The following is a 16,045-nucleotide window of genomic DNA, read 5'->3' on the forward strand; positions in this document are numbered from 1 at the left end:
TGCCCCCCCACTCCGGCGGTCGTCTTTTTATCAGGCCGGTTGCGGTGTCTTCACGGCGTGGCGGGAGGGTTTCTCTCCGCCCTCGCCGTAGATATTCACCTCAAGACTGGAGATCGCATGCACCAGCGTGTTGGGCGCAATGTTCTGGCGGCCCGTCCAGCTGATCTGCGGGAAGCGCTCGAGAATCTTGCTCAGGGCCGATTGCAGCTGCATCTGGGCAATGCGTTGGCCGAGGCATTTGTGAGGCCCGTGCCCAAAGGCCAGATGTTTGTCGAAATTATCGCGCGTCATGTCGAACCGGTCCGGGTCCGGGAAGACTGAAGGGTCGCGATTGGCGGCCGGATACCAGAGCACAAGCTTTTCGTCCTTGGCGATACGTTGGCCATTGAGCTCCGTGTCTTCCAGGGCCGTGCGGCGCATGTGCTGGACCGGTGAAATCAGACGGATGGCTTCATGCGTCATGCGCGGAATGAGGCTGGGATCGGCGATCGCCATTTCACGCTGATCAGGGAACTCTGTCAGCAAGCGGATCGTGCCCGACAGCGAGTTTCGCGTCGTGTCATTGCCGGCGAAAATGATCAGCAGCCAGGAGCCATCCAGATACTCCTGCGGCAGCGGCTTGCCGGCCATTTGTGTATTGGCGATCGCGGTCAGGAGATCGCGCCGCGGATTGGCCCGGCGGTCCGCCATGACGCGCTCGCCATAATCGAACATCTCGTTGACGTAGTGGTAGAATTTGATCGGGAACCAGGGCCGGCGCGAGAGCAGGGTCCACGGGTTTACATAATACTGGTTGGCCAGTTCCAGATAATGCATCCACTGGATAACCTTGGGCCGGTCTTCCTCATCAATGCCGAGCATTTCACACAGGGTGAAAAGCGGGACTTCCTGAGAGAAGAGTTTGACGAAATCGACCACCGGGCCCTGCCGTTCGACCTCGTCGAGCAAGGCGTCGATCTTGGCATCCACCCGCTCACGCAGCTCGGCAACAAAGCGCGGGATGAAGAAGTCCTTCTGCTGGATCCGCATTTCCATGTGATGCGGCTGGTCCAGATTGATGATCGAGTTGAAAGCCGCCGGGATCAGCTTCTTGGGCCGCCATTCCTTGCGCGGCTTGATGAACATGTTGATGCTGCCGCGCTCTGAGGAAAAAACGTCATTGGCCAGCTCGGCCTGTTTGATGTCCTCATAGCGCGACACGGCCCAGAACCCGGCCGTCGACTTGTCCGCCGGACCTGACCACATGACCGGCGCCTCTTCGCGCATGCGCTTGAAAAAATCGTGCGGATGCCCCTGGGTCCAGGACTGCGGATCCCACAAGGCAAACTCGTCCAGCATCGGATAAACCGCATCATGCTGCGGCAGGGCCTGGGGCCGGTCCTCGAGGATGACATCGCTGACGAGTTGCATGCTCAAAATGCTCCCAATTCAAAAAGCGAACAGTGTTCACTCATGGAAGCTAGGGCGCACCCTGCGGGGTTGGCAAGGGCCGGGCCGGGATTTCCGTTGACGTTAGCGTTAAATCCACACTTCGCGGTACAGCGCGGCCATTTCATCGCGGGTCGGAATGCGCGGGTTATTGCCCGGTGAGCCGGAGGACTCAGCCTGCTCCGCCATAGTACCAATCACGGACTCATAGCGCGCCTGTTCGACACCGAATTCGCGCAGGGTTGGCACCGAAAGCTCACCATTTAGCGCCTCTAATTCGTGGATCAGACGGCTACAGGCGCTGGCATCATCAAGCCCGGCCGCCGCAACGCCCATGGTGCGGGCGCATTCGGCATAGCGCTCCCGCGCCGCTGGTATCGACCATCTGGTAACCGCCGGTAATAGCATGGCATTAGAGAGCCCGTGCGGCACATGGAAGAACGCCCCGATCGGCCGGCTCATCCCGTGCACAAGGGCGACAGAGGCGTTGGAAAACGCCATACCAGCCAGGGTCGCCCCGGCCATCATCGCCTCGCGCGCGGCGCGATTGTCCGGCTCGTGATAGGCGGTCCGCAGATTGGGTGCGATCAGGCGCATCGCCCCCAGCGCCTGCTGATCGGAGAAGGCATTGGCCTTGCGGCTGACATAGGCCTCGATGGCGTGGGTCAGTGCGTCAATGCCTGTGTCCGCGGTTGCACGCGGTGGCAGGCTGATGGTCAGTTCGAAGTCGACGATCGCCGCCGCCGGCATCAGCCCGGGGCCCATGCAGAGCATTTTCTCGTCCGTTGCCGCATCGGTGATGACGGTAACGCGAGTGACTTCCGACCCCGTCCCCGCCGTTGTCGGGATGGCGATGACTGGCACAGCACCCCGGCCGACAATGTTCGGAACCTTGAGATCGCGCATAACCCCGCCCGAGGCGGCCAGCGCAGTCATGGCCTTGGCTGTATCGATCGCACTTCCGCCACCAAGAGCACAAAATCGCTCTCGCGAAACACAGCCAGGCCTGCTTCGACACAATCCACCGTGGGCTCCGGAACGGTGTCGAGGAAGAGACCCGGCTCGTTACCTGCTTGACGCAGCAACGCCGCCGCCTGCTCGACATAGCCAAGCTGGGCGAGGATCTTGTCAGAGATGATCAGTGGGCGGCGCGCACCGAGGCGAGCCAGAACGTCCGGCAAGTCCGCCAGGGCTCCCGCGCCGATGCGCAGGTCCGGGGTCAGATCAATGCGCGCCGCCGCCATGATCAGCTTTCGATCTGGAAGGTCAGACCGGCATGTTCCTGCAGGCGCCCGATCAATGCCTCTCCCATCGCCGGAGCCGGGGTGTAGACACCGCCCGGGGTCTGCTCCCGGTCGACATTCTTGACCAGGCAGAGTGCCGATTCCGCAATCATTTTCGAGGTCGAGCCATAGCCCGGGTCCTTGTCACCGGAGACACCCGCGGTCAGGCGCGTCCCGTCGGCAGCAACGCCGGTAAACATGGCGTCGTAAAACCCGGTCTCGCGTTCTTCCTTGCTGGGACCCTCACCCGGCTTGGGCGGGTTTTCGGCCATGGATTTGTCATTGGCGATCATATTGGCGAACTGCTCGCCATTTTCGCCCGGACCGGTGGCGAACATCTCGTCATAGACGAAGTCCTCGCCATAGCGGTGACCCAACAGCGCGTTGGACCGGTGGACATTCTTGGTATTGATCGAAGCCATGATGAAGGGCGCCGACCAGGTATTGAGATCGTCCTCGAAAATCACCTTCATGCCGGAAGGCTGTTTCGGCCCCTCAAAGTCGGGAACCAGGCTGAACGGGTTGCGCAGACGGTTGATCACCTCCGGCTCCTTGGCCGCGCGCGCCATGGTCTCGGCAAAGCTCGCCGCCGTACCGCCGGAGAAAGTGCCCTTCATCTTGCGCACCCGGCCTTTGACACGGGCGAGCGGAGCACCGGTTTTCTCGATGGCATGCTGCTGCAGGAAGTAGACGCCGAGATCGAAGGGAATGGAGTCGAAACCACAGGACAGAACAATGCGCGCCCCGCTGGCTTTGGCCGGAGCATCGTAATTACGGATGATGTCATACATCCACGCTGGCTCACCGCAGAGGTCGACATAGTCGGTGCCGGCCTCAACGCAGGCCTTGATCAGCGGCTCGCCATAAAGCTGATACGGCCCCACTGTGGTCACCACGGCGGCCGTCGCTTCCGCCATCGCCTTGAGCGAGGCCGGATCCGCGCTGTCGGCGACGATCAGCGGCGTATCCGCCGGTGCGCCAATCTCATCGCGCACGGCAGCGAGCTTGTCGGCCGACCGCCCGGCCATGGCCCAGCGGACGTCTGAGCCATACTCGGCAGCGAGATATTCTGCGACGAGACGGCCGGTAAAGCCCGTCGCGCCGAAAACGACGACGTCATAAGTGCGCGCATTCATTTTGATTGTCCTGGTCTGGGAGTGGCGAGGATCTGATTGGAGCGCTCAACTTGCCGCCGCTGAGCAGGCCTGTCGAGAGCCAAGTGAAATGACGCGCTAGAGGATTAGCGCGTCATCTCTGAAATCAAGGGCCGGGAAACAATCCGTTCAAGCCGGACCGATCAGCTCTCTTCTCGCTGGCGATGCATTGCCTTGTTCACCGCCTGCTGCCGCGCCACGATTTCACGCCCCTGGACATGCACAAAATCAGCCCGCACCACATCCCAGTTCGCCAGCAATTGGTCCGCCTGGGCCGAGCCGGTTTGCGCCAGATGCTCGATGATCAAGGAGCGGCAAAGCGTATCGGCATCGCGCTCCAGCGGGCTGACGACGACGGTCTCGCTATTGAGGCGCGCCGCCAGCCGGTCTTCCGGGTCATAGACAAAGACATCACCGCCGGTCATGCCGGCAGCGAAATTGTCTCCGACCGATCCGATCAGAACGACCACGCCACCGGTCATATACTCGCAGCCATTGGCGCCGCAGCCTTCAACCACCGCCTGGGCGCCGGAATTGCGCACAGCGAAGCGTTGTCCGGCGCGGCCGGCCGCAAACAACCAGCCCGAGGTAGCGCCATAAAGACAGGTATTGCCGATGATGGCGTGGTGATGATTGTCCAGCGTCGAGCCGAGATAGGGACGCACGATCAGCTTGCCGCCCGACAATCCCTTGCCGACATAATCATTGGCATCGCCATCCAGCTCGATGCGCAGCCCCCGCGCCGAAAACGCCCCCAGGGACTGACCGGCGGAACCGCGCAGTCGAACCGTCAGGAAGTCCTCGCCCGGACCGCGGGCGCCGAAGCGCGAAACAAATTCCGATGAGGTCCGCGCGCCGATCGCCCGGTCAGTATTGCGGACATCATAGTCGAGCTGCATCTTCTCGCCGCGATCAAAGGCGGGGGCAGCATCGACGAGGATGCGGTCATCCAGGGTCGGTGCCACGGCATTTCGCTGCGTCCGGGTTGATCGCGCCGGCCGGTCTGCCGCGTCGGCGCGGGCCATGATGGCGCTGAGGTCGAGATCATCCAGGGCCGAGGAGCCCCGGCTGACCTGGGTCAACAGGTCGGCCCGGCCAATCACATCCTCAAGCGAGGTCGCGCCGAGGCTGGCGAGAATGTCGCGCACATCCTGGGCCAAATAGGTCATCAGATTGACGACATGGTCCGGCGCCCCGCCAAAGCGGGCCCGCAAATCATTGTCCTGGGTGCACACACCGACGGGGCAGGTATTGGAATGGCACTGTCGAACCATGAGACAGCCCAGCGCCAAGAGTGCAGTCGTACCGACACCAAACTCCTCAGCCCCGATCATGGCGGCGATAACGATGTCCCGTCCGGTCCGGATACCCCCATCAGCCCGCAGGGTCACCCGCTCGCGCAGACCGTTGAGGGCCAGCATCTGGTGCGCTTCGGCCAGACCCAGTTCCAGCGGCCCGCCAGCGAACTTGATCGAGCTCAGGGCTGCCGCGCCCGTACCTCCGACCGAACCGGAGATATTGATCACATCGGCCCGGGCCTTGGCGACGCCGGCGGCAACGGCACCCACGCCCGCGGCCGCCACCAGTTTCACACCGACCCGTGCCGTCGGATTGATCTGTTTCAGGTCATAGATGAGCTGAGCCAGGTCCTCGATAGAATAGATATCATGGTGTGGCGGCGGCGAGATCAGGCTGACACCCGGTGTCGACAGGCGCATGCGCGCGATGAACTCAGTGACCTTGAAACCGGGCAATTGCCCGCCTTCACCAGGCTTGGCGCCCTGCGCCACCTTGATCTCGATCTCGCGGCACTGATTGAGATATTCCGCGGTCACGCCGAAGCGGCCGGACGCAATCTGCTTGACCGCCGAGTTCAGGTTTTCCCCGCTCGGCAGCGGCTTGTATCGCTTGGGATCCTCGCCGCCTTCACCGGAGACCGATTTCGCCCCGATCCTGTTCATGGCGATGTTCAGCGCCCCATGCGCCTCAGGCGACAACGCGCCAAGCGACATGCCCGGCGTGACGAATCGGCGGCGAATACCATTGATCGATTCAACCGCATCGACGCTGACTGCCGAGCCCAACGGCCGCATCTGCATCAGATCACGCAAATGTACCGGCCCCTGCGCCTCAATAGCTTCGCGATAAGCCGTCCACGCGGTGGGTTCGTTTTCACGAACGGCCTTGTGCAAGGCATCAATGGCCTGTGCCGAGAGTGCATGCCGGTCACCACTACTGCGCTGGCGGAAGAAGCCACCGATCGGCAGGCGGGCGCGATCACCCTGCCAGGCGCCGCGATGCAGATTGACCAGCCGCCCCTCAAGACCGGACAGGCCCATGCCAGAGATCCGGCTGACCACGCCGGGCAGGTAAGTCTCGACCAGGGCGCGTGACAGGCCCAGCACTTCGAAATCGCAGCCGCCGCGGTAAGACGAGATGACCGAAATGCCCATCTTGGACATGATTTTCAAAAGCCCGGCATCAAAGGCCTGTTTGAGATGCAGCGCGCGGTTACGGGCCTCTGCCTCATCGCCCCTGGCTGGCGCTGTCACCGTGTCGAAAGCGAGATAGGGGTTGATCGTCGTCGCCCCCAGTCCGATCAGAACCGCCGCGTAATGGGGATCAGCGCACTCGGATGAGCGCACATTGATCGAGCAGCGATTACGCAGCCCCTGCTCGGTGAGCCGGGCATGAACCGCGCCTGTGACCAGGATCATCGGCAGGGCGGCTTGGGTCTCGCTCTGCCTGTGATCGGTCAGAACAAGGTGCGCCGCACCATGCCGCACGGCTTCGACCGCCTGAGCGATGACGTGATCGATCGCCTCGGACAGGGTCCGGCCATCGCCAGTCGCCTTACCCGGCTCGAACAGGCAGTCGAGTTCGCGCACCTCGTCCTTGATGTGTTCGCGCCAGCGCTCGAAGGCCCCATTGGTCAGGACCGGGCTGTCCAGCACCAATACACTGGAGCGTTGCTGCGCCGGGCCGAGCAGGTTGCCCAGATTGCGAAAGCGGGTCTTCAGCCCCATCACGCGGCCTTCGCGCAGCGGATCAATCGGCGGATTGGTCACCTGCGAGAAATTCTGGCGGAAGAAATGCGAGAGCGGCCGGTAGGTGTCGGACAAGACGGCCAGAGGAGTGTCATCCCCCATCGAACCGACCGCCTCTTTGCCGTCCTCCGCCATGACATCGAGAACCAGCTGGATGGTTTCAAAGCTGTAGCCGGAGGCGACCTGGCACCGCACACGGTCGGCCTCGGCGAACATTTCCGGTTCGGGTCCGGGCCCGACCACATCTTCTATGTCCTCAATCTCGCCGATCCAGCGGCGATAAGGCTGTTGCTCGCTGAGACGGTCGAGGATTTCCGCCTCGCGGTAAAACCGGCCTTCATGCAAATCCAGAGCGATCAGGCGGCCGGGCGTAATAGCGCCGCGCTCGACCACATCTTCCGGAGCGATGCGCGCCATACCGGCCTCTGACCCGGCAACCAGCATGCCATCGCGCGACCGCGCCCAGCGGGTCGGTCGCAAGCCATTTCGGTCGAGGCCGGCCACGATCCAGCGACCATCGAAAGCAGCGATGGCGGCCGGACCGTCCCAAGGCTCCATCACGGAATTGCAGTAGGCATACATGTCCCGCCAGGCTGGCGGCATGACACCTTCACGCTTGGACCAGGCCTCGGGCACCAGCATCGTCTTGGCCATGGGCGCCGGTAGCCCGGTGCGCACCAGGAATTCGAAGGTCTGATCCAGGGCCGCACTGTCGGACGCGCCGGGCTGGATCACAGGCAGAATATCAGCACCGTCTTGCGCCAGCACCGAATCCTCAACCAGCCGCTCGTGGCTCTTCATCCAGTTTGAATTGCCGCGCAGCGTGTTGATCTCGCCATTATGCGCCAGCATGCGGAAGGGCTGAGCCAGGCGCCATTCCGGGAAGGTGTTGGTCGAATAGCGCTGGTGGAAAATGGCAAACGGCGAAACAAAGTCCGGATTGCGCAAATCCTTGTAAAAGGCGTCAATATCCTGGGCCCGGAACAGGCCCTTATAGATGACGTCGCGTGAAGACAGCGAGCAGACATAGAGCTCGCGAAGACCTTCCTCGCGCGCCCGCTGTTCGATGCGGCGGCGGACGACATAAAGCGTCCGCTCCACCGCTTCCGGGTCACGCCCGCCCGGCTCGCGGAACAGGATCTGCTCGATCTCCGGCAGGGTGGCACGGGCCTTGTCGCCGAGCACACTCGTATCCACCGGCGGCTGGCGCCAGCCATAGAAGGAAAAGCCTTCGCGCAGGATCTCTGCCTCGACAATCGCCCGAGAGCGTTCACGGGCACTGAAATCCGTGCGTGACATGAAGATCATGCCGACAATGACATCACCCTGCTCGGGCTCATGCCCGGTCCGGGCGACAGCGGATTTGAAAAAGTCCTGGGCCACGCCCACCCGCAGCCCGGCGCCGTCACCGGTCAGCCCGTCCGCGTCGACCGCGCCGCGATGCCAAACCGATTTGAGGGCATCGATTGCGGTTTCCACGATATCGCGGCGGGCCCGCCCCTCGATATCGGCGACGAGGCCGACTCCGCAGGCATCGCGGTCATCTTCGGGCCGGTACAGCCCGGCCTGCTCAAGCACATCCCGGCGCGCCAGGTAGTCGGCGGGCGTCCCCGCATTGCGGCTCATTCTGCCGCCCCCAGAACTTCAAGACGATTATCGAGGTAGGACTTGATGGCCTGCGCCGCATCCTGGCCGTCCTTCAACGCCCAGACCACAAGGGAGGCGCCGCGAACGATATCGCCGGCGGCAAAAACACCGTCCAGGCTCGTCATACGGGTCGCCCGGTCGATCTCGACCTCACCGGAGCGACGCACGCCGAGATCAATGGAGGGCAGATTGCCCGGCAGGTCCTCCGGAGTGAAACCCAGCGCGGATATGACCATGTCGGCCTTGATCTCCCTGATGATTTCCGGACAGGGCTCAACAGCACGGCGGCCGCTCAGATCGGGAGCGCCGAGACGCATGCCCTGACCGCGCACGGCCCGGGTCTGGCCGTCAGCATCATGCTCAATCGCCAGCGGCGCAGTGAGCCAATGAAACTGGACCCCTTCCTCCTCGGCGGAGATAACTTCGCGGGCCGAGCCGGGCATGTTGGCGCGGTCGCGCCGGTACAGGCAGCTCACCGAAGCGGCGCCCTGGCGCACAGCCGTGCGCACACAGTCCATGGCCGTATCACCGCCGCCGATGACGACGACATGGCGGCCGGTCGCGCTCAGCCGATCATCCTCAGCCGGTGCATCACCGAGATCGTCGCGATTGGCGCGGATGAGAAAATCCAGCGCACCGATCACCCCTTTATCGGCCCCGGGACAATCGAGTTCACGCGGCGCATAGACACCCGTCGCGAGGAGCACGGCATGATGTTCGGCGCGGATATCGGCAAGGGTCACATCACGGCCGACTTCAACACCCAGACGGAACTCCACCCCGGCCTGCTCGAGCCGGTCAATGCGACGCTGAACCACGGGCTTTTCCAGCTTGAAGCCCGGGATGCCATAGGTCAGAAGCCCGCCGGCCCGGTCGGCTCGCTCATAGATGACGATATCGAAACCGGCTTCACGCAACCGTTCCGCCGCGGCCAGCCCGGCTGGCCCGGAACCGATAATGCCGACACTCTGGCCACGCGGTGGAGCGGTCTGGATGGCGTCCACCCAGCCCTCTTCCCAGGCCGTGTCGGTGATGTATTGCTCGACCGAGCCAATGGTCACGGCGCCATGCGCAGATTTCTCGATCACGCAGGCCCCTTCGCACAGGCGGTCTTGCGGACAGATGCGGCCACAAATCTCCGGCATGGTCGAGGTCGCCGAGGACAGATCATAGGCCTCGCGCAGCCGGCCATCAGCGGCGAGGGCAAGCCAATCAGGAATATTGTTACCGAGCGGGCAGCCGGACTGGCAGAAGGGAATACCGCATTGCGAACAGCGCGAGGACTGCTCGGCCGCAGCGGCTGGCTCGAAGCGATTACGGATTTCGCGGAAATCCTCACGCCGTTCGGCCGCCGGCCGTTTGTCCGGATATGACTGGTGCAGATCGGTAAATCTCAGCAATGAAGGCCTCACTTGCCCGTTCAATTTGAACGCAAGTGCAGCATAATTTTCGCATTCGCACAAACTTCACGCTGCGGCGCACACGAATTCGCCCGAATAGCGCTTCGCGCTGGAAGGTTTGTGCCGAACATCAGAAATCCATAGCGCTACCAGCCCCGGCCGCGCTCCCATTGATTAATCAATTGCCCGCCTTCAATGACCATATAGCGGTCGAATTGAGCCGCCGTGGCGCAGGCGTGATTGGGCGCGATACGCACCTTTTGCCCGACCTCAAGGTCCGGCGTCTCACCGCTGGCATGCGCTCCCCGGGTCATAATACCGTGCTCCTGATTGGCACCGCTCAGGATCAGCCCGCCCAGCGGTCTGCCATCCAGCCCCCAGACCTCGCCATAACCGTAGTCAATGGCCTGGTGCTCCGTGCCGCGATCGCGCGACATCGCCATCCAGCCGGCATCGGTCAGCGTCCAGCCCTTGGCCCGCTGATGGCCGATAACACTGCCCAGCACGGAAATCGCGATATCCTCCTTGCCGCATACGCCCAGCCCGGCCTGGACAAGATCCTGGAAGGTGTAGACGCCGGCACGGACCTCGGTCACGCCATCCAGCGAAGACGCGAACATGGCAGTCGGCGTCGACCCGATCGATACGATGGGCACGGCATGACCGGCTGCGCGCAAGCGCTCGGCACCGCGCACCGCCAGTCGGCGCTCCTGCTCCGCCATTTCCCGGATCTCAGCGGTCGTTTTGCAGTCATAGGACCCGCCGGCATGGGTCATCACGCCACCCAACTTGATGCCGGGCCGGTCACAGGCTGCGGCGATCTCCAGCAGTGCGCTTCCCTCCGGATCGGCTCCGGCGCGGTGACCATCAACATCGAGTTCAATCAAAGCGGCAAACTCCACGCCCAGTTCAACGCCCCTTGATGCGACGAGCCGGGCCATTTCAGCACTGTCCAGGATGATCTTGATATCCGCACCACCGCGCATCAGCCCGGCAATCTGGTCCAGCTTGCCGGGCGCGATGCCGACCGCATAGAGAATATCGCGCTCTCCTGCAGCGAAGAAGTACTCCGCCTCGGCCAAGGTGGAGACGGTGATGCCGCGCGTGCCGCCCGCCCGTTTCAGCTCGGCTTGCACGTCCTGCGACTTATGCGTCTTCACATGCGGACGCAGCACCCCGCCAAGCCCCTGAACATGGTCGGCCATGCGCTTGAGATTGCGCCGCAGAACGGCCCGGTCGAGAAGCAGGCAAGGTGTTGGCAGGTCTTCCAGATACATTATTCAACTCCAAGCCTGACCCGTCGATTGAGCCGGGACCATCGCTCGGCGAAGGTGCCCTGACCAGGCGCCATCCAACCCGGCAGGGCTTTCAATTACAACAACCTTTTGCGCAACCAGAACTACACTTCAGGGGCGAATAACAAACTGCGGCGCACGCCCGAACCGTGTCGACAAACGCCCATAGGCATTCTAAGTTCCGGCCATCTAAAACGCTTGTCAGCGCCCTTTCTCAGATGACCCAATCCTCTATCGCTGTAGTTGTTCCGACCTATAAGGCGAAGCGCCATATCCTGGACGTGCTTGAGAGCATGCCGGACTCGATCAATGCCGTTTATGTGGTCGATGACAAATGCCCGGAGAACTCCGGAGAACACGTCGAAGCCAACTGCAAGGATCCGCGGGTCAAGGTTCTCTACAATGAAGAGAACCAGGGGGTCGGCGGCGCGACTCTGGCCGGCTTCCAGGCCGCCTATGATGATGGGCACACCGCCTTCGTGAAAATCGATAGCGACGGTCAGATCCCGCCATCGCTGGCACTGCCGATTACCGAACCCCTGCTTGAGAAACGCTGCGATTACGCCAAGGGATCACGCTTCACCAGTTCGCGCGATATCGGTGAAATGCCGCTTTATCGCATAGTCCTCAATTCGATCCTGACCTTCACCAATAAGTTCGCGTCCGGATATTACTCAATCAACGACCCGACCAATGGCCTCGTTGCGATCCGCCGGGAAGTCTTCGAGCGCTTGCAGACTGAAAAAATCGCCAAACGCTATTTCTTTGAATCGGATATGCTTTTTCACCTGAACCTGGCCCGCGCCACGGTGAAGGATGTACCGATGAAAGCGCTCTACGCAGATGAAGAAAGCGGCTTGCGCCTGCGCGATGAAGCCCTGAATTTCGCACTCGGAAATCTCTCCAACTTTTTCAAGCGCATCTTCATTCGTCATTTCCTGATGAATTTCTCTGTCCCGGCGATCTATTTCTGCGTCGGTGTCCCCATGCTGTTGATCGGCCTTTTCCAGGGTATTTATCTCTGGATTGACGGCGCTGGCGGCGAGCCGGAACCGGCGGGATCTGTGATCCTCCCGGCCCTGATGATCATCGTCGGCGTCAATATGATCACCTCTTTCCTGCTGTTCGACGTCAATGACGAGCCCAGATCATGACGAAAGCCGGATACCTGCCGCTCGCGGCATGGGCGATCGCGTTGATCCTGGCAGTCATTGCCTTTTTCCAGCTCACCGGAACTTTGCTGCTGGCACGGGAACCCGGCCTGTGGCGTGACTTCTTCGCCTATGCCGGATTGGCTGGACTGATCGGAGCGGCCGCGACCTATCGCTGGCCAGGCCGGACCGGAGTGATCCTGATTGCCATGGCGGCCTTGCCACTGGCCGTGTTCGGACATGTCGCGACCGTCCTCAGTGTCGGCTTTATCTGGCTGACCATTGTGGCCCTGGGGCATGTGCTGGCACGATCATTGTTCCGCCAGACACTGCCTTTGCCGCTAGCCTCAGGACTGGGTTTCAGCGCCTATTCCATCATCGCATTGCTGTTGGCACACGGTGATTTGATGACGCCGCTGGCGGTGGTCACGCTCAACACGATTATCATCATCGGCGCACTCTCAACCGGTCTGCTTGATAAATTCCGCTCCCTGCCGGATCCGCAAGCTGACCAGTCGGTCAATGACCGCCTGATCACAGCCGTCGTATCGGCACCGATCTGGTTCTTCCTGGCCGGGATCGCCTTGTTCGCGATGACCCCTGATAATGGTTCGGACGCGATCAATGCCTACCGGCCCATACTGCAGCGCTTCCTTTTTGATGGCACGCTGGACACGGATCCGCTGAATCGCACCATCAACCTGCTATCCCTGCCTGCACTCTGGCTGCAGGGCACTGTGGTGGTCGTCAGCCAGGACGTGCATGCCGCGAAACTCTGGAATTACTCGCTGCTGGCTTATGTTGTGGTGCTGGTCTCCACGACGCTCAAACCGCTTCTGACGCCCGCTGTCTCGCAGGCCCGCGCTCAGCTGCTGGCCGGTCTCGCCATTGTAGCGCTGCTGTTCGTACCCGAATTCTTCAAGCTGACGCTTAGCGCCTATGTCGACCTGCAAGTGGTCGCGATGGGCGTTATATTGGTGTGCTGGCTGGGCTATGTCCTGAACGGCGAGCCGGAGCGATGGAGCGGTCGCGACGGCCTCGCAATGGTGTCGGCACTCGGCGCGGTTTTCGGGCTTTTCTTCGTCGCCAAATATACGGCCGCCGTCGTCATCGCACCGACCGGACTCGCCTTGATCGCCTTCATCGTGCTGAACGCGTCGATCGACCGTAAAATGCTGACGATCGCCTGCCTTGGACTTGCTTCGGCGATCATACCCGCCGCATTCCTGTATTACGTATTTCACGTGACCGGGAATCCGACTTTCCCGTTCTTCAACGAAATCTGGCAAAGCCCGCATTTCAACCCCAGCGGCTTGCTCACCGTCCATACCGGTTATGATCAGCTTGATCTGTTTTGGGCGATGACGGTCGGCACGGAAGCCTGGAGCGTTGCCGGAGCGCGGGATGGCGGCCTTGGATTGAGCTACCTGTTCGGTGCGGTGATTGCGCTGGCAGCCGGGATAGACGCACTGCGCGCCCCCAAACGCCATCTTTTCGTTCTGGCCTGCTCGATCGCCTTCCTCTTCGGCACGGTGGCGATCTCCTATATCCAGAATTCCTCCCGCTACATCATAATTGTCCTGCCCTTCCTGCTTCCAGCGGCGCTTCACCTGGCCCAGCGCATGGATATCCGCGCCTGGGTGGCAACTCTTTTCCTGTTGGCCGGAAGCCACGCCCTGCTGATCGCCAATTATGGCCCCGGTGGCGGGCGCTTCGTGCTGAACGAAGTCGCCAAATCCTCCCATGCAGAGATCTACAGCTCACGTCTGGACCGCCAGCGCGTCGCTGACCAGCTATCGCAACGCTATGGCCTGGAAGGTCGCGTTCTGGAACTCTGGTCACGTACCGTTCCGGTCGGCGAGGTGTTCGAGGCCGGCTGGTACGACTTTCATGCTGACCGAGCCCTGCGCACGAGTCTGCGGGGCGGCGCAGACGGCTTTGAGGCCTTCCTCCAAGACAATAACTTTGATGCGGTCGTCTTTGGCGGTGACATCAGAAACCGGATAGGGCGCTGGACCAGCGAGGATCCGGAGCGCTTCGTTGACCTGCTCTATCGCCATGCGCGCGAGATTGAAGTCGAGGGGGCGCTGACCATTGTTCACATGGACAATGATGTACGCTTCACCCGCGCCGACACACCCGCTCAAATCGGCGACCAACTCTTATTCGTCGCCGGTCATGAAGACGGAACCGTCGCTTGGGAGATCGCCTATGAATGTACGGGAACAGGCGCTTTCCGCCTGATCATCGCCGCTGATAATGGACGCCGGACTGAAGCGTTTGATCAAGCAGCGGTGTGCAATGGACAGCGTCAGGTCTTCGCATCACCGCTGATCGATGGCGACACGGTTCGGGATTCACGGGTCCGACTGGTGAATTTCAGCCCTGAACCCGTTTTTGTTGAAACAAACCTGTGGTATCGCTCGCCAGACTAGGCTGCGGGGCCCGAAAGCGTCACAGTCGGCAGAACTGACACCACCCGTTTAAACGTGGAGACCATCTCGATGGATGAGCGCATTAGCACGCACGCCGAAGTCCTGGCCCGAAAGCCCATGCTTGCCGACGTGTTTCGCGAAATTCACGAGGCCATCTGGCAGGCGGACCAGGACCATGTGACCGCACCGGACGAACTCTTGCGGGTCGAACTCGGCGCAGGTGTCGCACCGATCCGGGACTCTTTTCCCGGCGTATTGTCGACCGATGTGGTTGACGCGCCCGGGATCGACCAGGTCGTGAATGCGCAGGACATGCCCTTTGACGACGCCAGCGTCCGCGCCCTTTACGGCCAGAATTGCTTCCACCATTTCCCGGATCCGGACCTCTTCTTCAAGGAGGCCAGTCGTGTTCTCGCTCCGGGAGGCGGGATCATCCTGATCGAACCCTATTACAGCCCGCTTTCGCAATTGATCTATCCGCACCTGTTCAAGACCGAGACCTTCGACATGAAGATGGACGGCTGGAAGGCGCCGATCAGTGGCCCGATGGAAGGCGCCAACCAGGCACTGAGTTACATCGTCTTCAAACGCGACCGTGGCCAGTTTGAAGAGATGTATCCGGAGTTCGAGATCGCCCATCAGCATGCGCTGGTGAACTACCCGCGCTATCTGCTGTCCGGCGGTCTCAATTTCCCGCAGCTGATCCCGAATTTCATGGCCCCGGTCGTGAAAGGCATGGAGTTCGTCGTCTCTCCGCTGCGCGGCGCTTTCGCACTGCACCACCTGATCGTGATCACCAAAGCAAAATGAACTGGCGCATCTGGGCATTCCAGCTGAGCGGCTACACCGCGGTTCAGATATTCGCCATCGGGGTCGAGTACGCTTCCTACACAGCCATGATCGAGCTGCTGGGGTTGTGGCCGGCCTGGGGAAATGCCCTGGCCAAGCTTGCAGCAGGTTCCGTTGCCGTTGTGCTGCACTCCAAATTCGTCTTTGGACAGAAGGCAATCGATGCGCAAACGGTCGGACGCTATTTCCTGCTGCTCGCGATCAATGCCACCGTCACATCCTTCCTGTTGACGATGATCGTCGACTCCTTTGGTCCCTACTGGGCCAAGATCGCCTCGGATTGCCTTATGATCCTGGTGAATTTCGTCATCTCCAAGCGTTTCATTTTCCAGAAAAACTAGGGCCAGCTCCAGGCT

General features: G+C 61.5%; 9 protein-coding genes and 1 pseudogene. 4 read left to right on the forward strand and 6 right to left on the reverse strand.

Annotation, left to right across the window (positions count from 1 at the left end; all coding sequences use genetic code 11):
* Positions 1-30: 30 nt before the first annotated feature.
* The 6 genes and pseudogenes from Q1V57_RS07070 to Q1V57_RS07100 all read right to left on the reverse strand — a co-directional run bounded on the left by Q1V57_RS07070 (position 31) and on the right by Q1V57_RS07100 (position 11,236).
* Positions 31-1,410, reverse strand: coding sequence for a cytochrome P450 (locus Q1V57_RS07070; protein ID WP_300529071.1), 1,380 nt, complete (start codon positions 1,408-1,410; stop codon positions 31-33).
* 108 nt (positions 1,411-1,518) lie between these two features.
* A pseudogene (locus Q1V57_RS07075) lies at positions 1,519-2,672 on the reverse strand (iron-containing alcohol dehydrogenase).
* A 2-nt stretch (positions 2,673-2,674) separates the two neighbouring features.
* Entirely contained in the window at positions 2,675-3,847 is a 1,173-nt protein-coding gene (locus Q1V57_RS07085; RefSeq protein WP_300529077.1) for a saccharopine dehydrogenase NADP-binding domain-containing protein, read from the reverse strand.
* Between the two features lie 161 nt (positions 3,848-4,008).
* Positions 4,009-8,538 (reverse strand): glutamate synthase large subunit, encoded by a 4,530-nt coding sequence (gltB, locus tag Q1V57_RS07090; protein WP_300529079.1) that lies wholly within the window; start codon positions 8,536-8,538, stop codon positions 4,009-4,011.
* On the reverse strand, positions 8,535-9,971 hold the full coding sequence (locus tag Q1V57_RS07095; protein WP_366145102.1) for an NAD(P)-dependent oxidoreductase: 1,437 nt from the start codon (positions 9,969-9,971) through the stop codon (positions 8,535-8,537). The genes gltB and Q1V57_RS07095 overlap by 4 nt, the downstream gene beginning before the upstream one ends.
* A gap of 134 nt (positions 9,972-10,105) precedes the next feature.
* Complete coding sequence (locus Q1V57_RS07100) at positions 10,106-11,236, reverse strand: alanine racemase (RefSeq protein ID WP_300529084.1); 1,131 nt, start codon at positions 11,234-11,236, stop codon at positions 10,106-10,108.
* 236 nt (positions 11,237-11,472) lie between these two features.
* Between Q1V57_RS07100 and Q1V57_RS07105 the strand changes: the two genes are divergently transcribed.
* The 4 genes from Q1V57_RS07105 (at position 11,473) to Q1V57_RS07120 (ending at position 16,030) form a co-directional block, all read left to right on the forward strand.
* Complete coding sequence (locus tag Q1V57_RS07105; protein ID WP_300529086.1) at positions 11,473-12,408, forward strand: glycosyltransferase family 2 protein; 936 nt, start codon at positions 11,473-11,475, stop codon at positions 12,406-12,408.
* On the forward strand, positions 12,405-14,840 hold the full coding sequence (locus Q1V57_RS07110; RefSeq protein WP_300529088.1) for a hypothetical protein: 2,436 nt from the start codon (positions 12,405-12,407) through the stop codon (positions 14,838-14,840). Before Q1V57_RS07105 ends, Q1V57_RS07110 begins: the two co-directional genes overlap by 4 nt.
* Before the next feature lie 69 nt (positions 14,841-14,909).
* Positions 14,910-15,650, forward strand: a complete 741-nt coding sequence (locus tag Q1V57_RS07115; RefSeq protein WP_300529090.1) for a methyltransferase domain-containing protein — start codon at positions 14,910-14,912, stop codon at positions 15,648-15,650.
* Positions 15,647-16,030, forward strand: a complete 384-nt coding sequence (locus Q1V57_RS07120; RefSeq protein WP_300529092.1) for a GtrA family protein — start codon at positions 15,647-15,649, stop codon at positions 16,028-16,030. Before Q1V57_RS07115 ends, Q1V57_RS07120 begins: the two co-directional genes overlap by 4 nt.
* The last annotated feature ends 15 nt before the right edge of the window (positions 16,031-16,045 follow it).

This window comes from Maricaulis sp. (genome assembly GCF_030149425.1).
Lineage (GTDB): Bacteria > Pseudomonadota > Alphaproteobacteria > Caulobacterales > Maricaulaceae > Maricaulis.

What these genes read in the sequence shown, in the direction of transcription:
- Q1V57_RS07070 (WP_300529071.1), bottom strand. Translation starts at nt 1,410, where the DNA reads ATGCAACTCGTCAGCGATGTCATCCTCGAGGACCGGCCCCAGGCCCTG.
- Q1V57_RS07085 (WP_300529077.1), bottom strand. Translation starts at nt 3,847, where the DNA reads ATGAATGCGCGCACTTATGACGTCGTCGTTTTCGGCGCGACGGGCTTT.
- gltB (WP_300529079.1), bottom strand. Translation starts at nt 8,538, where the DNA reads ATGAGCCGCAATGCGGGGACGCCCGCCGACTACCTGGCGCGCCGGGAT.
- Q1V57_RS07100 (WP_300529084.1), bottom strand. Translation starts at nt 11,236, where the DNA reads ATGTATCTGGAAGACCTGCCAACACCTTGCCTGCTTCTCGACCGGGCC.
- Q1V57_RS07105 (WP_300529086.1), top strand. Translation starts at nt 11,473, where the DNA reads ATGACCCAATCCTCTATCGCTGTAGTTGTTCCGACCTATAAGGCGAAG.
- Q1V57_RS07110 (WP_300529088.1), top strand. Translation starts at nt 12,405, where the DNA reads ATGACGAAAGCCGGATACCTGCCGCTCGCGGCATGGGCGATCGCGTTG.
- Q1V57_RS07115 (WP_300529090.1), top strand. Translation starts at nt 14,910, where the DNA reads ATGGATGAGCGCATTAGCACGCACGCCGAAGTCCTGGCCCGAAAGCCC.
- Q1V57_RS07120 (WP_300529092.1), top strand. Translation starts at nt 15,647, where the DNA reads ATGAACTGGCGCATCTGGGCATTCCAGCTGAGCGGCTACACCGCGGTT.